Annotated in this window: 17 protein-coding genes; 7 read left to right on the top strand and 10 right to left on the bottom strand. The window is 55.5% G+C overall.

What is annotated here, in order from left to right; translation table 11 throughout:
* Nucleotides 1-1,942 (bottom strand): PKD domain-containing protein (locus ABNS66_RS08555; protein WP_348655301.1); only part of this gene is annotated, 1,942 nt, incomplete at its 3' end.
* A 265-nt stretch (nt 1,943-2,207) separates the two neighbouring features.
* Here ABNS66_RS08555 and ABNS66_RS08550 point away from each other — a divergent pair.
* Nucleotides 2,208-2,753, top strand: a complete 546-nt coding sequence (locus tag ABNS66_RS08550; protein ID WP_286838785.1) for a redoxin domain-containing protein — start codon at nt 2,208-2,210, stop codon at nt 2,751-2,753.
* Here the strand turns inward: ABNS66_RS08550 and ABNS66_RS08545 are convergent.
* From ABNS66_RS08545 to ABNS66_RS08520, 6 genes are all read right to left on the bottom strand, one after another.
* On the bottom strand, nt 2,750-4,252 hold the full coding sequence (locus ABNS66_RS08545; protein WP_286838783.1) for a metallophosphoesterase family protein: 1,503 nt from the start codon (nt 4,250-4,252) through the stop codon (nt 2,750-2,752). The two genes, ABNS66_RS08550 and ABNS66_RS08545, sit on opposite strands and share 4 nt — an antisense overlap.
* 93 nt (nt 4,253-4,345) lie before the next feature.
* Nucleotides 4,346-6,616 (bottom strand): TonB-dependent receptor, encoded by a 2,271-nt coding sequence (locus tag ABNS66_RS08540; protein WP_286838781.1) that lies wholly within the window; start codon nt 6,614-6,616, stop codon nt 4,346-4,348.
* 138 nt (nt 6,617-6,754) lie between these two features.
* Nucleotides 6,755-8,152 (bottom strand): parallel beta-helix domain-containing protein, encoded by a 1,398-nt coding sequence (locus ABNS66_RS08535; RefSeq protein ID WP_286838780.1) that lies wholly within the window; start codon nt 8,150-8,152, stop codon nt 6,755-6,757.
* Between the two features lie 41 nt (nt 8,153-8,193).
* A complete protein-coding gene (locus ABNS66_RS08530) occupies nt 8,194-9,351 on the bottom strand; it encodes a cytochrome c peroxidase (protein WP_286838779.1) in 1,158 nt (385 codons plus the stop codon).
* A gap of 2 nt (nt 9,352-9,353) precedes the next feature.
* Complete coding sequence (locus ABNS66_RS08525) at nt 9,354-10,079, bottom strand: c-type cytochrome (RefSeq protein WP_204996122.1); 726 nt, start codon at nt 10,077-10,079, stop codon at nt 9,354-9,356.
* A gap of 324 nt (nt 10,080-10,403) precedes the next feature.
* Nucleotides 10,404-11,234, bottom strand: a complete 831-nt coding sequence (locus ABNS66_RS08520; RefSeq protein ID WP_286838777.1) for a metal-dependent hydrolase — start codon at nt 11,232-11,234, stop codon at nt 10,404-10,406.
* 128 nt (nt 11,235-11,362) lie between these two features.
* On the opposite strand from ABNS66_RS08520, the gene ABNS66_RS08515 reads away from it, so the two are divergent.
* A complete protein-coding gene (locus tag ABNS66_RS08515) occupies nt 11,363-12,424 on the top strand; it encodes an AraC family transcriptional regulator (RefSeq protein WP_286838776.1) in 1,062 nt (353 codons plus the stop codon).
* 40 nt (nt 12,425-12,464) lie between these two features.
* Here the strand turns inward: ABNS66_RS08515 and ABNS66_RS08510 are convergent, their stop codons facing one another.
* Entirely contained in the window at nt 12,465-14,333 is a 1,869-nt protein-coding gene (locus tag ABNS66_RS08510) for a S8 family serine peptidase (protein WP_286838774.1), read from the bottom strand.
* Nucleotides 14,334-14,505: 172 nt separating this feature from the next.
* Nucleotides 14,506-15,522 carry a DUF2804 domain-containing protein gene (locus ABNS66_RS08505; protein ID WP_286838772.1) on the bottom strand — a complete coding sequence of 339 codons (1,017 nt, stop codon included), beginning with the start codon at nt 15,520-15,522 and terminating at the stop codon, nt 14,506-14,508.
* Between the two features lie 158 nt (nt 15,523-15,680).
* Between ABNS66_RS08505 and ABNS66_RS08500 the strand changes: the two genes are divergently transcribed.
* The 3 genes from ABNS66_RS08500 to ABNS66_RS08490 all read left to right on the top strand — a co-directional run bounded on the left by ABNS66_RS08500 (nt 15,681) and on the right by ABNS66_RS08490 (nt 17,331).
* A complete protein-coding gene (locus ABNS66_RS08500) occupies nt 15,681-15,827 on the top strand; it encodes a hypothetical protein (RefSeq protein WP_286838770.1) in 147 nt (48 codons plus the stop codon).
* 17 nt (nt 15,828-15,844) lie between these two features.
* Nucleotides 15,845-16,531: a type 1 glutamine amidotransferase domain-containing protein gene (locus ABNS66_RS08495; RefSeq protein ID WP_286838769.1), complete on the top strand. Its 687-nt coding sequence runs from the start codon at nt 15,845-15,847 to the stop codon at nt 16,529-16,531.
* Nucleotides 16,532-16,602: 71 nt separating this feature from the next.
* On the top strand, nt 16,603-17,331 hold the full coding sequence (locus ABNS66_RS08490; RefSeq protein WP_286838766.1) for a 4'-phosphopantetheinyl transferase superfamily protein: 729 nt from the start codon (nt 16,603-16,605) through the stop codon (nt 17,329-17,331).
* Nucleotides 17,332-17,420: 89 nt separating this feature from the next.
* Here ABNS66_RS08490 and ABNS66_RS08485 read toward each other — a convergent pair whose 3' ends face one another.
* The gene (locus ABNS66_RS08485; protein ID WP_286695627.1) at nt 17,421-18,260 is read right to left on the bottom strand and encodes a hypothetical protein; all 840 of its coding nucleotides are present in this window, start codon (nt 18,258-18,260) and stop codon (nt 17,421-17,423) included.
* 444 nt (nt 18,261-18,704) lie between these two features.
* On the opposite strand from ABNS66_RS08485, the gene ABNS66_RS08480 reads away from it, so the two are divergent.
* On the top strand, nt 18,705-19,154 hold the full coding sequence (locus ABNS66_RS08480; protein ID WP_286838764.1) for a thioesterase family protein: 450 nt from the start codon (nt 18,705-18,707) through the stop codon (nt 19,152-19,154).
* On the top strand, nt 19,151-19,789 hold the full coding sequence (locus ABNS66_RS08475) for a GNAT family N-acetyltransferase (RefSeq protein WP_286838762.1): 639 nt from the start codon (nt 19,151-19,153) through the stop codon (nt 19,787-19,789). Before ABNS66_RS08480 ends, ABNS66_RS08475 begins: the two co-directional genes overlap by 4 nt.
* The last annotated feature ends 2 nt before the right edge of the window (nt 19,790-19,791 follow it).

The following is a 19,791-nucleotide window of genomic DNA, read 5'->3' as shown; positions in this document are numbered from 1 at the left end:
GCAGTTCTGGGGGAGTACCTGGGTCGCCACCGCCGCAGAATGGCGTCTCACTATTTGGGTCAAACGCACTACAGATCGCATCCTGACCGTCGGTTAAGCACTGCTGCGGATTCGACGCATCGTCACAGAGTTCGCCCAAAACCTCCTCTATCTGCGATGGAAATTCCGGCTCACCCTCCAAGGGCAAGAGGCACTGTGTTTCAGGGTCTTGGTCGGCACACGCCTGCAGCTGGCTAAAGACCTCCTCAAATTGCTCTGGATTCGGGGAGAAATCCTCGTACGGCAGCGGGCACGCTGTGTCGGGGTCGCCGTCAGTACAAATTGCAAAACACTGCTGGTAGGTACCGGGATCGGCTGGATCACAAACCGCAGGCGCGGGCGCAACAACGACGCTGACATGGTCGTCTGCACTGAGTGCGCCATCACTCACTGTTACTTTGAATGTCAGGGTTCTTGACTCGCTAACATCTGGTGCCGTGAAACTGGCAACCTTTGTATCGGCACCGGTGAGCTGGATATCCGTATCGTCAGTCTGCTCCCAAGAATAGCTAAGCTCGTCGCCATCAGCGTCACTTGAAGCACTGGCGTCGAGAGTGACACTCTCGCCGGCTATAGCGTTTTGGTCATCGCCTGCATTAGCAACAGGAGACACATTTTCGGGCTCGGTATCCTCAGGGCTTACGTTGATCGTGATGTCATCAAAATCGGTCGCCGATTCGTTATCTGAAACCGTCAGGCGAAAACGCAGCTGAGTAATTACGTCAACGCTCGGCGCCGTGAAACTGGCCTCAGCGGTATCGCCATTTTGCAGCGCAACACCATTGCTAACCGAGTTTCCATCCTCGTCGATTTGCGACCAGCTATAACTTGTTATCTGACCATCCAGGTCTTCACTATTACTGCCGTCGAGTACAACAACTTCGCCTGACTCAACATTTTGGTCGACACCGGCATTGGCCACAGGCCGCGCATTTCCACCACCACTGCTGTCGCGCACTAGTACAGCAACGGTATCGCTGGCTCGGTCGCCGTCGTTGTCAGTCGCCGTTAATGAAAAATAAAAGATTCTATCTTGATCAACTTCCGGCGCGGTGAAGCTAGCCGTTAAGGAACCGGGATTATTGATTTCGATGCTGCCATTAATCGCAACACCATTGCGGTCAGTCTGCTGCCAGAGCGTGCCCGTGACATTGCCGTCGTTATCTTGCGCACTTCCCTGCAGGGTAACGCTGCCGGCTTCAGCAACGACCAAGTCAGCACCAGCACTGACGATAGGCAGCTCATTGATATTGCCAGTGCGCCGCTGCTCTTCAGTGTCTTTTACTTCGCTTCGAGCCGCGTCCTCGTCGACAATATTACTTTCACTGCAGGCGGGTATCCCTCTCGCCGCTTTCACTTCGCAGATAAATTTCACTGCCGGTTTATCACTGTCGGCAAACATATCCGGGTCAGTGAAGTCGATGCTATTGACGTAAGCACTAACTTTTTGGGCTGCCTCTGACGGAATTTGTATACCGTTGCCACTATCGCCATCCACGTCCAGAGACTGGAGCAGGCGCGCCAGGTTTACGATCGCCGGAAAGTCATCCAACACCTCATCAGTGCTGCTACCACTGTTCGCCGCTGCCCGAGCACCATCAACAAGATCCAGCAAGGTAATAATGGCGGCCCCTTGCGCACTCCCTAGCGAAAGCCCCCCAAGCCGGAAGGAGACAGCGTCGCCCTGGCGGTAGGAAAATACCCCATTCACATTGGTGAGACCGCTGATCGACGAGCTGCTAACGAAGCCCGCACCCTTAACCGGGCTATCTATCAGCCGCCCCTGTTCGATAGGTTTAGGTGATGTCGTACCGCCACCAGAATTAGAGCTTGAGGAAGAGGAGCCTCCGCAGGCAGCAAGACCAACGGACAATACCGCAATGGCAAACTTTGATAATGACATATGAACCCCGGTTGGGCCGGAAGGCCTGTTTCTTCTTGAAACACTCAAAATGCCTACCTGCGCAACCAAGGCGAGGTCTGACATTTCATTATTATTTTTCTAAACTTTTACGTTAAGTTGCACAGTAGGTCAAGAAGTGTGCCGTAGCACCAACAAGGAAAGGTTATTTCTGTGAGCCAATCGCACAATCGTGCGGCGGGTGTAACAAAGTGGCGGCGTGTGCGTCACACAGGTCGATATGTAAGACCTTAACATTGGAGACAGTATGACAGTACAAGCCGGCGACCGTGCCCTACCCCTACGCCTGACCGCCATAAATGGTGAGGAGTTTGACATAGCCAACTTAGCAGGCCGACCGTATATGCTGTCGTTCTTTCGCTTTGCCAGCTGCCCTTTTTGCAATATGCGGGTTCATGAACTGGTAAAGCGTTTCGATGAATTTACTAACGATTTTACGGTGGTCGCGGTATTTGACTCGCCGCTGGACAACCTTCAGGAGCACGCAGCTGACCATCACGCCCCCTTCCCAATTCTCGCCGATGAAACCGGCCAATACTACGAGCGCTACTCAGTGCAACGCTCAATACTCGGGGTTATAAAGGGTATGCTGACGCGCATGCCCACAGCGATACGCGGTATGTGCAAAGGCTATGTGCCGACTACGATCAAGGGCAATATGACAACCATGCCAGCCAATTTTTTAATTGACCGCGACGGCATTGTTCGCGTTGCTCACTATGGCAAAGACGAAGGCGATCACCTGCCCTTCGATGACCTGCTGGCGTTTTGCGCCACCCAGGACAACGCCTAGCAGTGTCTCAAGTCGTGGCGGTTTCGCTCGCGAGTATGCCGGGAGATCGCCTCGTAGTCGGCGAGCAGAATATCACTACTGCGAGCCGGCTTGGCGCACAACTGGCAGGCAATCTGCGGCTTGGCACTTATCTCAAAACTGTCCTGAAGTGAAAAGTCGCCGGTAATGTACTGCCGCCCCTCATCGCTCAGGTCCAGCGGCGGCGAGCCATAGTACTCGCCTCGAATCTTGCCGGGGCTAACCGCATAGCGGCAAAAGCCAACGCCAATAAATTCAGCCGCAGACCAAATTTGCGGGCCATTTTCGTCGAACAGGCGAATGGAAGCGCCACCCGTTCCCACCAGCACCTGCACATAACCAAGGGGGTTGGGCAGCCCCAGCCCCATCGGTTTGGAGCGCTGATAGACATGGTCGTGCCCCACCGCTAACAGATCAACGCCATAGCGCAGCATAATGTTCTCTTCCAGCGCCACCAACGTGGGGTTAGCCGGGCTGCGACCGAGCTGATCAGTCCAGATCGTGTAGTGCTGCATAACAACAATAAAGTCGATCTCACCCCGCGCTCGACGCAGTGCAGCCTGAGCCAGGTCGACCTCAATATTGATAATTTCTTCAACGAGGGTGCCGTCGTTGATCAAGGCCCCGGCCGTTGTTACAAGAAAATGCACGCGGTTGTAGTCGAAGGAATAGAACGAGCTGCCGGGGCTCCCCTGACCAATCACCGAACTCAATGGTTTGGGCGGGTGGGTAAAGCGGTTTTTAAAAGCCTCGCCACCAAAATCTTTTTGCTCGTGATTGCCCGGCGCTGTCATGGTAATGCGGCGAGCCAGCAGCGGCTCCATTTGCTCAAACCAGGTATCCCAGATTGGCTGGTCGCCATTCGCGTAGCTGAGATCCCCAGCAATCATAATCAGGTCTGCGGGTGTTTTTAGTACTTCGGCCGTCAGTTGCTGGGGCAGGTCACCAATACCGTGATCGCCAAAGTGGATAAAACTCCACTCGCCGCGCGGCGACGGTGCAACCACATACACCGGAGACCAACCGCCCTCATCTGAGCCCACGCGGTAACGCATGGGCTTTTCAGCATCAATCCCCGCTGCCGTTGCGCGGTGAGTAAAACTCTCCACCCCCGGCGTTTCGTCGGCACTCGCATCGACGAAGTGCTCGAACACCTGCTCGGCGATATCAGCTTCGCTCATGCCCTCTTCAACCACGCCAAACTCCAAGCGAGACTGCGGCGGTTCAAGGCCATCGGTAAACCACGTTACCGTGCGCGAGGTGTGGCTGTCGCCAACAAAGCTGAGGTGCAAACCTCTTGGCGGGATGGGGCCGGGTTCAGCACTATCGGGTATCGGCTCAGGCTGCGGGTCCGGGGGAAGTGGCGAATCGACAGGGCCGCTGCTTGATGAGCTGCCCGAGGAGCCCCCACACGCGCTTAGAGCCAAACCTGCCATGCTGCCCGCCAAAAAGCGGCGACGACTTAAACTGCTTGAAGACACAATGGCTCCCCCCGATATCAATATCGCGGGGAGTGTAGGTGGCTAATATGAAAATCTGGTGACAGCCCAGTAACTGCCACCGGGAAACGCGATTTAGAAAAAGGCCTTAAAGTCGACACCGTAGGTGAGTGGGTCAACAATGCCCACGTGGTAGGTGCCCAGTACATCGCCGGTTAAACCGCCGGGCTGCGAAACCCGCTCGTTTTCCAATAGGTTTTTACCCCACACCGCAAACTCATAGCCCCCTGACGGAGTGATAAAACTCACGCGGGCATTGAGCAGTTCGGTATCATCGCCGTAACCGGGGACACGGTTAAACTCATCCAGGTGGTCCTCGTTCTCGCGGTCTGTATTCTCCTCGTACACATAGTCGAGGTGAAACAGCACGGTACCCGCAGCAAGCTCTGGCGACCAATCCAGGGTGAGCGTGTATTCCTGAGGTGTTGTCGCCGAACGATTGTCGGCGGTAACAAAATTACCCTGTGCATCGTAGTGCGCCTCGCGGCTGGACTCCTGCTCGCGGTAGGTATAAATCACGCCAAAGCGGAGCGACTCGGTGGCCAACCAATCTAAGGTCAGCTCGACACCGCTGATATCTTCGTCGGTGTTAATCACCGTCGGCACTGCCGCGCCACTGCCCGGCTGCTGCGACTCAATAGCCTCCTGACGGTCGTCGATGGTCATTTGGAATAACGCCAACTGCGTTCGAATCGTCGTGGCTAAAAAGTCGCCTTTTATCCCCAGCTCATAGTTATTAACGACCTCTGGTTCCAGAGGAACATCCCCCGAGCCGGGGTTTAACGAGTCGTAGCCACCAGACTTGTAACCCGTAGAGTAACTGGCGAAGGCCATCGCTCCCTCGGCCAGCTGATAGTTCGCCACCAGGCGACCGGTAATTTTGTCCCAGCTTTCGCTGGCACGCTCAACACCATTGGTGTTGAAGAAAAAGTTTTCCCCTTGTAATTGCGACAGCGGGAAATCGGTAAGCGGTGCATCCCAGCTGAACTGCTTGTCATCTTTGCTGTAGCGCAAACCGGCTAGAATATTCAGCCGGTCCGTCACCGTAAAATCGACGTCTGAGTAAACGCCGTAGTTTTCAAAGTCACCGATATTGGTCATCGTCTCGGTAACATAATTACCGGCAATCACCCCTCCGATTAACGAGTTGAGCACGTTGGCGGGCAGGCCCAACATGTCGGAGGCCAGCTCGACAACGGCGCCATAACTAAAGGTTAACGCGGTGAGCTGGTAGGTATCTTCGGTGCTGTAGTTAACACCGAAAACCATATCGACATTTTCCAGTGCGATATTGAGCTGCGCTTCTAGGTAGCTAATATCGGAGTCTTCAACGTTGTTGGTATCTACATAAACATCTTCAACGGCAGTACCGTCTTCATCTTGCAAATTATAGGTTTCAAATTCGCGGTGGCTAGCGATCAGGCTTAAGGTACTGGCATCGTTCACATCAAACCAAAGTTTGCCGACCACGCCGTACATATCGCGACGCTCACCGGGCTTGCGCGCATCGGTACTGACTTTTCTATCCGTTGGGTCGGGAAAATCCGCGTATTGCTCGCTAATTCCCATCATCGCCTGCGGGCCGTTATCGACCTTGTCGTAATCGGCGGACAGCTGCATACGCAGCCGATCACTGGCCTGCCACAACAGTGATACTTTGGCGAATTGGTTATCCTGCTCTCGCGGGTCCGGCCGCGATGGCCCCTTATTGTCGACCACGGCATCGCGCTGGTTGTGCAGCACATTGACTCGCAAAGCCAGATTGTCGCTCAGCGGCACATTCCCCATGCCCTCAATGCGAACGAGGCCGTAATTCCCGAGTTTCGCGGAGAGAAAGCCCTCGCGCGCTTCAAGGTCGGGAAGGTTGGAAACGAAGCTGACCACGCCTGCTGCAGCATTACGCCCAAACAGCGTGCCCTGCGGGCCTTTCAAAACCTCGACACGGTCCATATCTGAAAATGGCACCGTTATCGCCGCACGAGGAAGGTAGACACCATCCAAGAATGTGGCGACGGAGGGGTCACCACCGGTACTGATGTTAGAACTTTCAATACCGCGGATCACAAAGGAGGACTGGGTAACACCGCCAGCATCCTGAATGTTAGTCCCCACTTTCAAGCCTGGAATATAGGCTTGAATGTCGGTCATGGTTAAGGCCCCGGTATTTTCCAGATCCTGGGTACTGAAGGTATCCACGGTTACCGGCACCGTCATGGCACTCTGCTCCCGCTTCTGCGCGGTGACCACAACTTCCTCTAGGGCGAGGTTGTTTGCCGCCTGCGCGCCTGTTGCCACTAAGGTCGCGGCGATTGCTGCGCCTATTCGCGCTCGATGCCCTGCCTTCATGCTTTACCCTCTTCGCTTCTCACCATGCTGCGCGGCGGCTTGCATTCGAAAAGAAGAGCGGCGTTCTGGCGACGCCGTCACAACTCACAAGCCTCGGTCATTTACCTCGTACTTTTTAATCTCTTACTTCTCAATCTCTTACTTTTCAATCTCTAGCATATATTCTGCCACTTTGCGCCTTAACTCCTCCGATAGATGCGACTGAGTTGGCATAGGCGGATAATCCGGGCGAATCTTGTGTGGCTCAGCAATATAATTGGCAATGCCCTCTGGGTTCTTGTGGTACAGGGCTTGGATCGCCAGCGTGGGCGGCCCAATCATCCGCATATTGTAGGCGTGACACCCTGCACAAATACCTTGATAAAGCCGCTTAGTACGGTCCTCATCGTTTTCGATTTCTCGTGGTGGTGCACCATCAGCAAGCAGGTAGGTATCAATATCGTGCGTATTGGTTCGCTCGCACTTGCTCCATTTCTTTAAGCCAAAGGTGATGTACTGTTCTTTTTGCAAAATGCAGTTATCCGGCTCTTGAGCAGAACCGATATTGGCAAAAACATCCGGGCCACGGCGGGTGAATTGCGTGAGCATGGCCGCTTTAATTTCGGGAACAGGGTCGGTGCCGTTGTCATACATTAGATTATCGAGAATGGCGATGCGATCCGGGTTCGGCTCAGATTCGGGGTCGGAAGCAATATCGGTAACAAAGCCAAGATCGGTAATTACGATACCCGCCGTCGTGTTACCTGAAATGATATTGCCCTCGACGATCACATCATCCGCCGCCATGATAACCACACCGATACCCCGCGGCACCTTGGCAACAATCGAACCCGGCGCACCAAAATTTTCGGTATTGTTATTCACCACAAAGTTGTCGCGCAGAATCACATCGTAGGCGGTTTTAATCGGTAAGCCAGGGGTAATGAATACCAGCAGACCAGCCGTATTGTTGTGAGCATAGTTGTTTTCGACAATCGCATGCCGGGTGTTTTCAATTTCAATCCCCGCCACGTTGTCAAACACTTCATTGTGGCGAACCACGACGTTGTCACACATGCCAACGTAGATCGCCGCATCCTCGATGCCACTGAGCACGTTGTATTCAATCAGGCCGTTTTTACCGAACTGAGGGAATATGCCGTAGACGCCGGTATCGATAACCCGGTTATAGCGGATGATGTAGTTATTACCGGCCTGCCCCATAATGGCATTGCCTTTGTAATGCTTAATGGTCAGCCACTCTACGGTAACGTCGTTACCGGAGTACAAAATCGCGTCATTGCGTTTGTGCTCGCCGTCGAGTACCGGCCACTCCCCCTCAACCACCACGCCGCGCAGGGTGATATTGTCCTTATCGATATAGACGCTTTCTTTGTATGTACCGGGGTGAATTAAAATCACATCCCCAGGCGCAGCCGCGTTCACTGCCTCCTGAATAGATTGGCCTTCTTTCACGGCAAGCTCGGCGGCAATGGCCGCGCCTGAAGTGATTAACAAACACAGCCATAGCGCCAACTTGGCAACGGGCTTTTTCATGGTTCTGCTCCTTAGGTTTTCTACCCAGGCATTGATTGCTATCAATGGCTTCCCAATACTGGCGTCAGCCCTGACGGCACGCGTTCGGGCAGTGTCGGCATATAGCTTTCGTCAGTCAGTGTTTTCATAAAGTCGACGAGGCGATCCAGCTCCTCATCGGTGAGATTCGGCTCCCAAATATGCCAGTGCAGGCTGAGCTTCTCGCCGGCGGGTACAGCGTGTCCCCGTCCGCCGTTGTAAAACGCCGTGGCATCGCGCAGCGTGGCAAAACGCCCCGAGTGCATATAGGGCGCCGTCAGCGCAACGTTGCGCAACGAAGGCACTTTAAAGCCGCCACGCTGCGACGCATCACCGGTCACACCCTGCACGCCGGGGTCAAGTGCTCGCCCGTCCGGCTCTGGCGTACCCAGTACCGCAACCTGCTGGTTAGTAAACAGCGGCGGGGTGTGACACTCCGCGCAGCGCGCCACAAACGAGCGAAAGATGTTCATCCCCTCAATTTCCTGGGCGTTGAGAACATCGTGATAGCCGTGGGCGTAGAGGTCGTAACGGCTGTTTAACGACACCAGGGAAGACTCGAAAGCGGCAATAGCGGTGTATATCTGATCCAACTGAACCGATGCATCACCACCGAAGGCCTCGGCAAATAGCGCGGGGTAATGCGCCGAGGCGCGAAGATCGGCCAGCAGTTGTGCCGGGCTGTTCGCCATCTCCACCGGGTCGTAAAGGGGCCCCTGCATTTGCGCCTCCAGCGAGTCTGCTCTGACATCCCAGAACAAGCGCTTAAGAAAACCGACATTCCACAAACTCGGCGCTGATCGCTTGGCAAGCTGCCCTCCGGCGCCAATGCTCAGTCCACGTCCATCGGCAAAACCCTTACTCGGATCGTGACAGGAGGCGCAGCTCAACTGGTGATTACCCGACAGCACCGGGTCAAAGAACAGCAAGCGGCCGAGGTCAATTTGCTGGGGGCTAAAGCCCTCTCGCAGCGTGGGTAAGCCGGTTTTCAGTCCGCCCACACCACTTTTTTGCAACGATCGGTAATCGCGATACAAGCTCAGCAAATAGCAGCCGCCATCGCGCAAGGTAAAACCCGCCGGACAAAATTCATTGAGTTTCCAGGTTTGCGCAGCGTGGACAGCCGGCAAATAAAGCAGCAGCACGAGGCAAGGCAACAAGGCCCGCGTGTAAGCACTCATTGCTAGTCGGCCAGTGACTGAATATACGCCAGCACATCGCGCAGTACGGCTTCGTCTGGCAGGGAATCCGCCATCATCGCCATCTGGTAGCCGTATTTATCGGCTTCATCCGCACCGCGAATACCGTCTCGAAAATGAATAAATTGACGCTCTAAATACCAGTCATCAACCCCCGCCAGAGCAGGCGCTTGCAGCAATTCAATCCCTTCAGCCGCGGGGCCATGACAGGCACCACACAGGTTGCTGTAGTAATCGGCGCCGCGTTTTAGGTCGCCGCTGAGCGTCGCTGCTGCCGCCTGACTTCCCATCGCCGAGATGTATGTCACGACCGCGTCGACCGCCTCGCTGTCGGGTAAGGTCTTGGCGATTGCCTGCATTTGTTGGCCATAGCTGTCTTCAGGATGGCTGCCGCGCAGCCCCGAGCGATAGGCCTGCAACTGGCGCGTCAAATACCAGCTCTGCTGGTTGCGCAGCGACGGCGCGCCCAGCGACTGGTTACCCTGTGCCTCATCGCCATGGCAGGCCACGCAGGCCTGATAGAGCGCCTTGCCATCTGCACCCGCTCCCTTGGCCAGCAGTTGCTGAGCTGCCGCTGCGGCTTGTTCGCTATCGGCCGATGGCCCCTGGTCAGAACTACACGCCACGACGGCAAGCGAGCAAAGCACCACCGCCAGGCGGCGATAGCGCTTGAAGTTATGCAAATTGAAATGGCCAGACACACTTTCCATGGGGCGGCTCCGTAATCCTATGTAGAACTGGCCACGACGAGTGGTGCAGGCCAGTATTATTATTTTTATTCAGCATAGACCGTGCCATGAAAAAGCACAGCCAATACACACAGCAAAGTTTACGTGTATTACATTGACGATACGCGCTTCCGCCATGGCTGTTAAGCCCCACACACATTACAATCGCGTAAAAAATACGCCCACGGTGTAGATTTCTAGAAATTTTCTATATTTTTCATTGAGATAAAAAGTCCCCTTCGCGAGGACAAAGGGGCAAAGGCATCGAAAAGGCCACTGAAAAGAGCGGTGTCTTTGAGAGGAAAACTAGCGATTCACTTGGCGAGCAGCGACATCGGGATAGCGCAACTGCCAATCGTTAATCAGTGCACGCTGATCAATATCATCAGGGTGAAAGCCGCGACGAAATGCCTTCAAAAAGTGCGGCATTGCCTCCGTCATCAGCCCGCCCCGCCCCCAGAAAAAGCACAACGCCTGCCAGCGCTCACGCCACGTCACACGCCGGCCATCCGCCCGCAGTAACTGGCGCTGAAATACGCTGATGCGGAAGAAAAAAAGTATCAGCGACAGCATAAGTACACGCCTGCGCAGAAACTCACTGCCCACGTGGCGACGAAAGACATCGAAGGCCACCGCCTTGTGTTCGATTTCCTCAACCGCGTGCCATACCAACATGTCCCGAAATGTCGGGTCCATCTCGTCCAGTACCTCGGGATGACGCAAAGCGTGCTCAGCAAGCGTTGCGGTAACATGTTCCAAAGACACCGTAATCGCGAGTTGGCGCTGGGGCGACAGGCGTTTTCTCGCAGTATTGAGCAGCGCCTTTGCCCGCGCGGCCACCTTTGCCATAGGAAAGCCCTGGGCTTCCAAAGCACTGTTGAAGTCTTCATGCGCCTTGCCGTGGTGAGCCTCCTGGCCGATAAAGGCCCGAATGCGCTGTTTCAGCGCCGGGTCGCTAACCTCGGGCTGGTAGTGGCGCACGGTATCAATGAAAAAGCGCTCGCCGTCGGGAAAGGTCGCCGACATCGCATAGAAAAAAGTCGAAATCAGCGGATTCCCACCAAACCAGTATTTGTCCATGGATGCGGGCGCAGGAAAGTGCATCCGCCGAACGGTAATCCCATTATTAACCTGCATTATTATTCTCCAACTTGTCGCGGCGCTACGCGCGCTCAACCACCCGACGGAAACTATGGCATAGTGCTTTTACTGCTAGCAGGTTAATTTCTCGCAGCCTCCGGTGCTTTAACGACACAGGACACGTTATGGACGCAGAACAACACGGCGACGGTGAGTATTCCATATCCAGTGACTACCTGGTGACGCTCAGCGAGCAAGCTTTTGAGCGCGGCATGGCCATTGGGGAACTGCTACAGGGCTGTGGGCTGAGCAGCGAGGTGCTGCTTCTGCAAGACGTCAGTATTGGCCACCGCTCTTTTCTACAGGCTGTGAGCAACTTTCAGAAAATTGATAACAACCTGTGGTCGGCACTGGAAGGCGGCCGCCGGATGACGCTATCCAAGCACGGTTACCTGGGCTACGCCGCCCAGCATAGCCGCAGTTTGTCCGAGGCCGCGGACAAGCTGTATCGCTACGTGTCTACCCGCATTAACTTTGTCACCCTCGAGTCGGGACAAACCCACCCTGAAATAACCGAAGGCAGCGATCGCGCCATGCTGTGCCTCCGGCCACTCGAGCCACAACACCCTGCCATGCGCTATGTCTGCCTGTCTTTGCTTTCCTGCCTGGACACCTTGTGCCGACAAATACTTGGACGCGGCGCCGCGCACCTGGCCAGCCATATCACCATGCAGGGAGAGGCCCCAAACTGCCCGCCACCGGCGCTCCCCGGCGGCTCCAAAATCAGCTTTGGCGCTTCGGTTTACAGCCTGTCGTGGCCGAACAGCATCCTCGATCTGCCCCTTGCGACCCGCGACGCCGACCTGGCAAAACTGGCGGAAGCGCGCTGCGAAAATGACCTGCGACGCAGCCTCTCTTCACAACGCCTATCGTCGCGGGTGCTCGCCCAACTGCAGCGCAGCCAGGGTGAGTTACCGACCATTGACGACGTTGCCGCGAGGCTCAATATGTCTACCGCGACCCTGCAGCGACGACTGAAAACCGAGCAGTGCAGCTATCAGCAGTTAAAAGATGAGTTCCGGAAAAAGCGCGCCCGCGAGTTACTCAACCAAGCGGTAAGCATTGAGTTAATCGCCGAACAGCTGGGTTATAGCGATGCCAGTAATTTTGCGAAAGCCTTTAAAAGCTGGACAGGATTCCCGCCCAGCGTCTACCGACAGCAACTCAGGAAAAAACCCGAGACATAAAAAAGGCACCCGAAGGTGCCTTAGCTGAAGGATATCCCGCTTAGGGATTGTCAGTGTAGAGAGTGTAATCCCCACTGCCACTGTATGACTTCACACGCCAGCGGTAGGTGCCACTGGTGCCGTTGTAGGTCACTTCTTCGTTTGAGCTCGCCGTCTCACTGCTGGCCACGCTCGACCAACTGCTGAAAAACAGGCCACGGCTATATTTTTCCAGAATGAGATCGAAATCGGCATTTGCAGGGCCCTCTAGCAGACCGTAGAACTGGCCACCATTGCTGGAGAAACCGCCGCTGCTCGGGCTGTAGTCATTGTCATTGCTGCCGGTGAGCGTGCCACTGGTTTGCTCACACTCAGGACAGGGACCAGCACCGGGCTCTTGCAGGCTCAGCAGCTGGCTATCTGTATCCTGCTGGCCAGCAGTGTCGCTCACAGTCAGCGTAACGGTAACGTCGCCGTAGGCTGCATAAGTATGGCTAACACTCGCGCCAGCGGCCGAGCTTCCATCGCCAAAGCTCCAGCTGTACTGCTGAATGCTCTGATCGTCAGACGATGCCGACGCATCAAAGCTACAGCTGAGTTCATTACAGCTATAGCTAAAGGACGCCACCGGCGGGAAGTCGACACCTTCACCTTGGGCAACCTGCAGCAGCAGGTTGGGAGAGCCACTGCCCAGACCACTCAACTTATTGCTGGTACCGTCTTGCAATAGTGTGCTGAAAACACTGACCGGCGCTGCGTTAGGGTTTTGCGACAGAATCAACGCCGCTGCACCCGCAACATGTGGCGCAGCCATTGATGTGCCGCTGATGGTGTTAGTGTCGTTATCGCCCTGGTACCAGGCAGAGGTGATTGCCGAACCGGGGGCAAAGATATCAACGCAGCTTCCTTTATTGGAGAAGGAAGAACGCGAATCAGATGACGTTGTTGAGCCAACGGTCACCGCTTCAGCCACGCGGTTAGGTGAACCGCTACAGGCGTCGGTATTGTCATTGCCGGCTGCCACCACAAAGGTAACGCCCGCATTAATCGCGCCTTTTACCGCTTCATCCAAAGCGGTACTGTTGCCGCCTCCGAGGCTCATGTTGGCAACTGCTGGTGCTTGATGGTTTGCCGCGACCCAGTCCACACCGGCAATAACACCGGAGTTGCTGCCTGAACCGTTACAACCCAGTACACGCACCGGATACACTGTGGCGCCCTTTGCCACACCGTAGGTGCTGCCCGCGGCCGTACCGGCAACGTGGGTGCCGTGACCATTACAGTCATCGGTATCTTCAGGGTCCGTACTGCTAAAGAACAAGCCGCCAGAGGCGGCAAAGTTACGACCTACACCTGTACGGCCAGAGAACTCATTGTGACTGCTGCGAATACCGGTATCGACGATGTAAACGTGAACGCCACTGCCATCGGCGCTGTAAGAGTATTGATTATCCAGCGGCAGCGAAGGCTGGTCGACCCTATCCAGTCCCCAGGTCGCGTTATTCTGAACCGCAGCAATCGAGACGGTCTGATCCTGCTCAACCAGTTTTACCAGGGGATTCTTGGCCAGTAAGGCCGCCGCTTCCGGGCTCATTTTGGCCACGAAACCGCTGACCGCATTTTGATAAACACCCAATAGCTGACCACCCACTGTCGCCAGCAACTGATCCACCAGGTCCGGCAGAGGCAGCGCCCCAAGCAAGCTGTCTTCTGCTTTTTGCAACAGCACAATGTATTGACCGTCGATCGGCTCACCTGCGGTCAGGTCGTCAGAGACCGAGGTTTCAAAGGTGCCTAGCTGCTGAGCGTCGTCTTGCTGCGCGGCACTCTGCAGGTTCGCGTCATCGCCCGAACCACCACTACCGCCGCCACATGCTGACAAGCCAAAGGCCAGCATCGAGCTCATAATCAGCGCTCTGTTTTTCATCATTGAAGTGCGTCCCCAATCAATTTTTATATTGTCCCAACGAAAAAACCCGATCCTTTCTTCGGGCCAGCGACGACTATAAACAAAGCGCGCTTACGCAAACTGTTAACTGATGCCGATTGGAGAACTGGCGCGACTCAATTGCCTCGTTTTGTGACAGTGATCAACAAATGCCCTACCAGCGGGCGAAGTGATCTTCTGCAAAACCCCACTGCCCGGACAATTCCAACTCCTCGCCCGGCAGGCTAATGCGACCATAGTAGCGACCAAAAAACTGGGTGAAGTTTGAAGCGATCACCACCGCGTTGCGCTTTTCACTGCGCTGACCCGCTGGTTCAAAACGCAGATCCAAGATGCCATCTTGCGATCGCATACCCCACGGCGCCTCGCCGTCTTGACGGTCAAAGTCGAACACGACAGTGCTGAGCTTCACCATCTGATCATCCAGCCACAGCGCATTTTCGGTATAGCCCGTATCATTCACACCGGCGACTAAATTAAAGCCAATGCGGCGGCCATCACTGAGGTGAGCTGACAAGCTTCCCCAGTTCCAGAACGTCTCGCGCCGCATATAACCCGCGCTCCAATCCACCCCCGCCAGCGCCGACATCGCCGCGAGGTCGTAGTCGCGCCCCTGCCACCGCACGCTACCCGACACCGGTCTGGCCGTGGTTTTCTGGGTGTACACCCAGCCCGCATAGCCTGCTCGGGTGCAAATCGATAACGGTTGATAACCCTGTTCTTCATCGATAATTGCGTCGACCTGCAAACCACTGGCAAGCGACACAGTGAGGTGGCGTTGGCCGGGCCCGGCGACAATCTTTATGCGATTTTTCCCCGAGCAAAAATGCGCCTCGCCGTTATTGGGCTGAGTGTGAATGGCCGTTTTCAGACCGAGGGGCTGAACAAAGCTGAACTCATCGTACTCACCGCTATCCGGCGCATAGCAATAGACAAAGGCATTGCTCACCCACTTCAGGTCAACAATCGCCACGCCAATTATCAGCTCGTCGCAACACAGCGATAAAAACTGAAATTGGTTGAAAGCAAAGTGGCGCGCCAACTTGCCTCGCGGCTTATCCATTGCGTTGCGCAGGTCGTAGTCGCGGTAATTGATATCGCCGACAGGCCGCTCGAAAACGCCAAAATGAGGCTGCCCATTCGCCTTGATTAACGCTACTAAATCACCCAACTTCACTTCTCCATCGTCGACGGCTATGCCCTTCTAAACGGCGCCTATGGTAGACCAAAGCGCCTGAAGTCAACAGCTGAGACATGGTCATCATTACCCACAGCCAGACGCGCGGCGTTATTATTTTCGATGAGCACTGACCAGAATTTGCCCCGACGATGCAGCAATGGCTAAGCGACGCTAAAATCAACAGCCGCAAGCACCGCGTAGAGGGCTTGGAAAATGTCCCTAAAGCCTATATCAATCCGCTGGAGTCGCGTAATGTCGGCACAATGCTTGTCCAGGGAAGCGCCGAATCACAGTAAAAAACACAGGAAGCACTATGAAGATTTTGATGGTTCTCACCTCTCACGACCAACTCGGTGACAGCGGCGAGAAAACCGGTTTCTGGCTGGAAGAGTTTGCCGCCCCTTACTATGTTTTTCACGATGCGGGCGCCGACATTACGCTGGCATCACCGGCCGGCGGGCAGCCTCCACTCGATCCCAAAAGCGCGGCGGCCGATGCCCAAACCCCGGCAACAGCGCGTTTTAATCAGGACGCCGACGCTCAGCAGCGCCTTGCCCATACGCAGCGCTTAAACGATATGCGCGAACGCGACTTCGACGCAATCTTCTACCCCGGCGGCCACGGGCCACTCTGGGACCTGGCAGAAGACCCGCATTCAGTGCTGCTCATCGAACAGTTTATTCACGCCGAGAAGCCCGTCGCCGCGGTCTGCCACGCGCCCGCCGTCTTTCGCCACAGTATCGCCGCGAATGGCGAACCCTTGGTCAAGGGCAAACGCGTAACGGCGTTTAGCAATAGCGAAGAAGAGGCGGTTGGGCTTAGCAAGGTGGTGCCCTTTTCACTGGAGGATATGCTGAGCGAGCGCGGCGCGGTCTATCAAAAAGCCGAGGACTGGGCCAGCCATATCGTCTGTGACGGCCTGATCTTTACCGGCCAAAACCCCGCCTCCTCGGCGGCCCTCGCCGAAGCCTTGCTAGCCCATCTCGCTAAAGGAAGCTAGATGCCAGCCCGGCGCGACAGCATGCGCCGGGCAGCCTACAATAGTGGCGACATTCTAAGAACCTGCTCGCCATGCGTGAACCCACACGACCAGCCACTCCCCCGCCCTCCTTTTTGCACGCCTATCAGCAAACCGGCGCTGCTTCTGAGGGCCTGATACGCCTGAGCGCGGAATTTGATAGTGCGGCGTTCACACCCTCTTTATTTGAGCAGTGCTCACTGTATTGCCCCGACAAAATTGCCGACTCAATTACCAAGCGCCAGGCAGAGTTCTTCGCTGGCCGCTGGCTGGCCAGTCAGGCGCTGGTTCAGTTTGGACATCAAAATTTCACCGTCTTAGCCGATGAAAAGCGCTGCCCACTTTGGCCGGCGGGCACCGTCGGCAGCATCACTCACAGCGACAACCAGGTTCGCTGCTCCATCGGTCGAGCCAGTGTGTATCAGACGCTGGGTATCGATATTCAGCCCTCGCTGAGCGAAGCCGCAGCGCAAAAGCTGCAACGGCGGATTTTGTCACCAAGCGAAGTGCCGTTATTGGCATCGAGCGCGCTGCCCTTTGCTGTTGGGGTCGCGCTGAGTTTTTCGGCGAAGGAGAGCATCTATAAGGCGCTCTATCCCATCGTGAAGCGCTATTTTGGCTTTGCCTGCGCTCGGCTGGTCGCGGCAGAGGCTTGCACCCAGACATTGCGCTTCACTATCGACGACGAGCTCTCTGGCCTACCCGGCTGCCCCGGTGAGGTCAGCGTGAGCTATGAGTACACCCAGGAATTTGTGTATACAGAAGTCGCGCTATCGAGATAACCGCCAAACCAACAGGCGAAAAAAAGGGCACCCTAGGGCGCCCAAGTAGATGCTGGAGAAGCATTTGCCCCGTAACCCGGGGCGAGGTATCACAGTGCCAGCGGCTGGCTGACCACTGGAATAGGGGGAAGTAATTCGATTTCGGCGCTTAAAATGGTGCCGCCGTCGCTGAAGTAGGTGGCCAGCGATGCGGGGTCATCTTTTATGGCACCCAGCAGGGGGACAACTGCAAACAACGTGTCGGGGCCAAGGCCTGAGCCGATGGTCGTTAGCGACTGCGGGTCGGCAACAACACCTGTGATGAAGCCTTCAACGGCACCCACGGCCATTTCCACTTTTGCCAGCGTCGCGTAGTCAGCGAGTGCTGGAATATCGATAATCGCGTCCAGCCCGGGAATACTCAGGTCACCGGTACCTACTGCTGCGATCTGCGCCAGTGGCAGGAAGTCAGCGCCGGGCAGTCCGCCAGTGCCCAAACCATTCAAGATACTCAGTACGGCATCCACACCGGGTAATTGCGGCGTTTCAGATGACAGCAGTGGCAGCGCATCCAACAGATCACTCAGCCCTGGAACATCGCCAGCACCAGCGCCGCCCATACCACCTATGCCCAACACGCCAACGAGGGGCAGCGAATCCAGGCCGGGTAGACCACCGCTACCAATATTGCCCAGTACATCGGGGAGTGCTTCCAAGCCTGGCAGCGGCAGCGCGTCTAAACCTGGCAAGCCTGCGCCAGACAGGCCATCCAGGCCCGCAGCGGGATTCGTCAGTGCATCGAGAGGCAGCGCGCCGATAATAGGCAGGCTGCCAAGGCTTGTAAGCAGACCACCAAGAACAGGAATTTGTGCCGCTTGGGCATGACTAAAGCTGGATGCCGCCAGCGAGACGCTTAGGGCAAGGCCATTTCTTAAACCGCGGAAAGACATGGTAAAGACTCCGTATTTATCATTTATTGCGAGACGTGTCGTTTCGAGTAACCATCAACGGCACGATCCTACGCGCAAGCTCTGCAGCAAAATTTGAACTCGCTCACATTTGACAACATCGCCACATATTAAATGCGTTATAAATAAACACTCTGTTATCAGTGAGTTATTGCGGGCTACATTACTATGCACAACTACGAACAGTAATACGTAGATACCCGTATCTTAACAAGTGTTTACCTATATTTTGAAGCCTGTCGCAATGAAACACACCCCCGACTTTGCGCTGTACGTGAGCGCGTCAGTGAGCGCTATTCCTGACCAAATTACACATTGAGATCGCCTTGCCATAGACTGCATGGGCAAGCCCTTATTGACGGCTACCACGCTTTCAATATGCGCCTTATAGCCGCACTTACTGCACCGAGCTCGAAGGACACACCAATGACCGCATCACCGCTAAGCCAGCGCACGCACTACCGTTGGTTTACCCCAATCACCACCCGCTGGATGGATAACGACGTCTATGGTCACGCAAATAACGTGAACTACTACTCGTGGTTCGACACAACCGCGAACCGTTATTTGATAGAGGCCTGTGGACTGGATATTCACCGCGGCGAGCAAATCGGCTACATCGTTCACAGCGAGTGTTTCTACACCTCTGCTGTGGCGTTTCCAGACGAGCTGGAGGGCGCACTGTGCGTAAACAAACTGGGCAATAGTTCAGTAGAGTACGGCGTAGCGATTTTCCGGCGGGGAGAAACCATCGCCGCCGCACACGGCCGCTTTACCCATGTGTTTGTCAATCGACAAAGCGAACGCCCCATGCCGATGGCCCCAGCGCTTAGGCAGGGCCTGGAAAAAATTCAACGTGAGATCGAACCATCGTGACTAGCACCGCATTTCGTCAATGCCGACCTAGCGATAGGGAAAAAGCCCTACCGCTTATCATCAGCTCCGGCCCGGAAGCGTTCCACTACGTGTTCTGCGACCGCCAAAGCGAGCAACTCACGTCGTTTCTAGAACACGCCTTCGTCGCCAAAGGCAACGAATTCAGCCACGATCAACATCTCGCGCTTATCGACAACGACCAGTTGGTGGCCGTGGGCGCACTGCGCTACGCAGAACAAACCAATCGTTTCACCCTAGCCGCGATGCGTCTGATTTTCGCCCACTACTCAACACTGGCTGCACTGCGCACAGCCTGGCGCGGCCTACGCACCGAGTCGGTTATCAAGCCGCCGGGTAAAGGTGTCGCCTTTATCTATCAGCTTGCCGTGTGTCCCGAACAACGAAGCCGGGGCTTTGGGCGGCAAATGATCGCCGAGCTGCTATCCCGCGCCAGGCAGCAAGGCTACCGGCGCGCAGGCCTCAATGTGTCGGTGGAAAACCCCCGCGCCCAAGCCCTGTATGAGCAACTCGGGTTTCGCGTTCAGCGAGAATACAGCGGCGAGCTGCGCAGCCCCTACGGCTACGTACCGGGCCAGCGTTATATGGAGTGTGAACTTCACGCCACCAATCAATAAAG

Origin of the sequence: uncultured Spongiibacter sp. (assembly GCF_964011655.1) — a bacterium.
Lineage (GTDB): Bacteria > Pseudomonadota > Gammaproteobacteria > Pseudomonadales > Spongiibacteraceae > Spongiibacter > Spongiibacter marinus.
The sequence above is the reverse complement of the archived record's forward strand: the minus strand, read 5'-3'. Positions and strand labels throughout refer to the sequence as shown.

Coding starts and splice junctions, on each gene's coding strand:
- ABNS66_RS08550 (WP_286838785.1), top strand. CDS start 2,208: ATGACAGTACAAGCCGGCGACCGTGCCCTACCCCTACGCCTGACCGCC.
- ABNS66_RS08540 (WP_286838781.1), bottom strand. CDS start 6,616: ATGAAGGCAGGGCATCGAGCGCGAATAGGCGCAGCAATCGCCGCGACC.
- ABNS66_RS08535 (WP_286838780.1), bottom strand. CDS start 8,152: ATGAAAAAGCCCGTTGCCAAGTTGGCGCTATGGCTGTGTTTGTTAATC.
- ABNS66_RS08530 (WP_286838779.1), bottom strand. CDS start 9,351: ATGAGTGCTTACACGCGGGCCTTGTTGCCTTGCCTCGTGCTGCTGCTT.
- ABNS66_RS08525 (WP_204996122.1), bottom strand. CDS start 10,079: ATGGAAAGTGTGTCTGGCCATTTCAATTTGCATAACTTCAAGCGCTAT.
- ABNS66_RS08520 (WP_286838777.1), bottom strand. CDS start 11,234: ATGCAGGTTAATAATGGGATTACCGTTCGGCGGATGCACTTTCCTGCG.
- ABNS66_RS08515 (WP_286838776.1), top strand. CDS start 11,363: ATGGACGCAGAACAACACGGCGACGGTGAGTATTCCATATCCAGTGAC.
- ABNS66_RS08510 (WP_286838774.1), bottom strand. CDS start 14,333: ATGATGAAAAACAGAGCGCTGATTATGAGCTCGATGCTGGCCTTTGGC.
- ABNS66_RS08500 (WP_286838770.1), top strand. CDS start 15,681: ATGCAGCAATGGCTAAGCGACGCTAAAATCAACAGCCGCAAGCACCGC.
- ABNS66_RS08495 (WP_286838769.1), top strand. CDS start 15,845: ATGAAGATTTTGATGGTTCTCACCTCTCACGACCAACTCGGTGACAGC.
- ABNS66_RS08490 (WP_286838766.1), top strand. CDS start 16,603: ATGCGTGAACCCACACGACCAGCCACTCCCCCGCCCTCCTTTTTGCAC.
- ABNS66_RS08485 (WP_286695627.1), bottom strand. CDS start 18,260: ATGTCTTTCCGCGGTTTAAGAAATGGCCTTGCCCTAAGCGTCTCGCTG.
- ABNS66_RS08480 (WP_286838764.1), top strand. CDS start 18,705: ATGACCGCATCACCGCTAAGCCAGCGCACGCACTACCGTTGGTTTACC.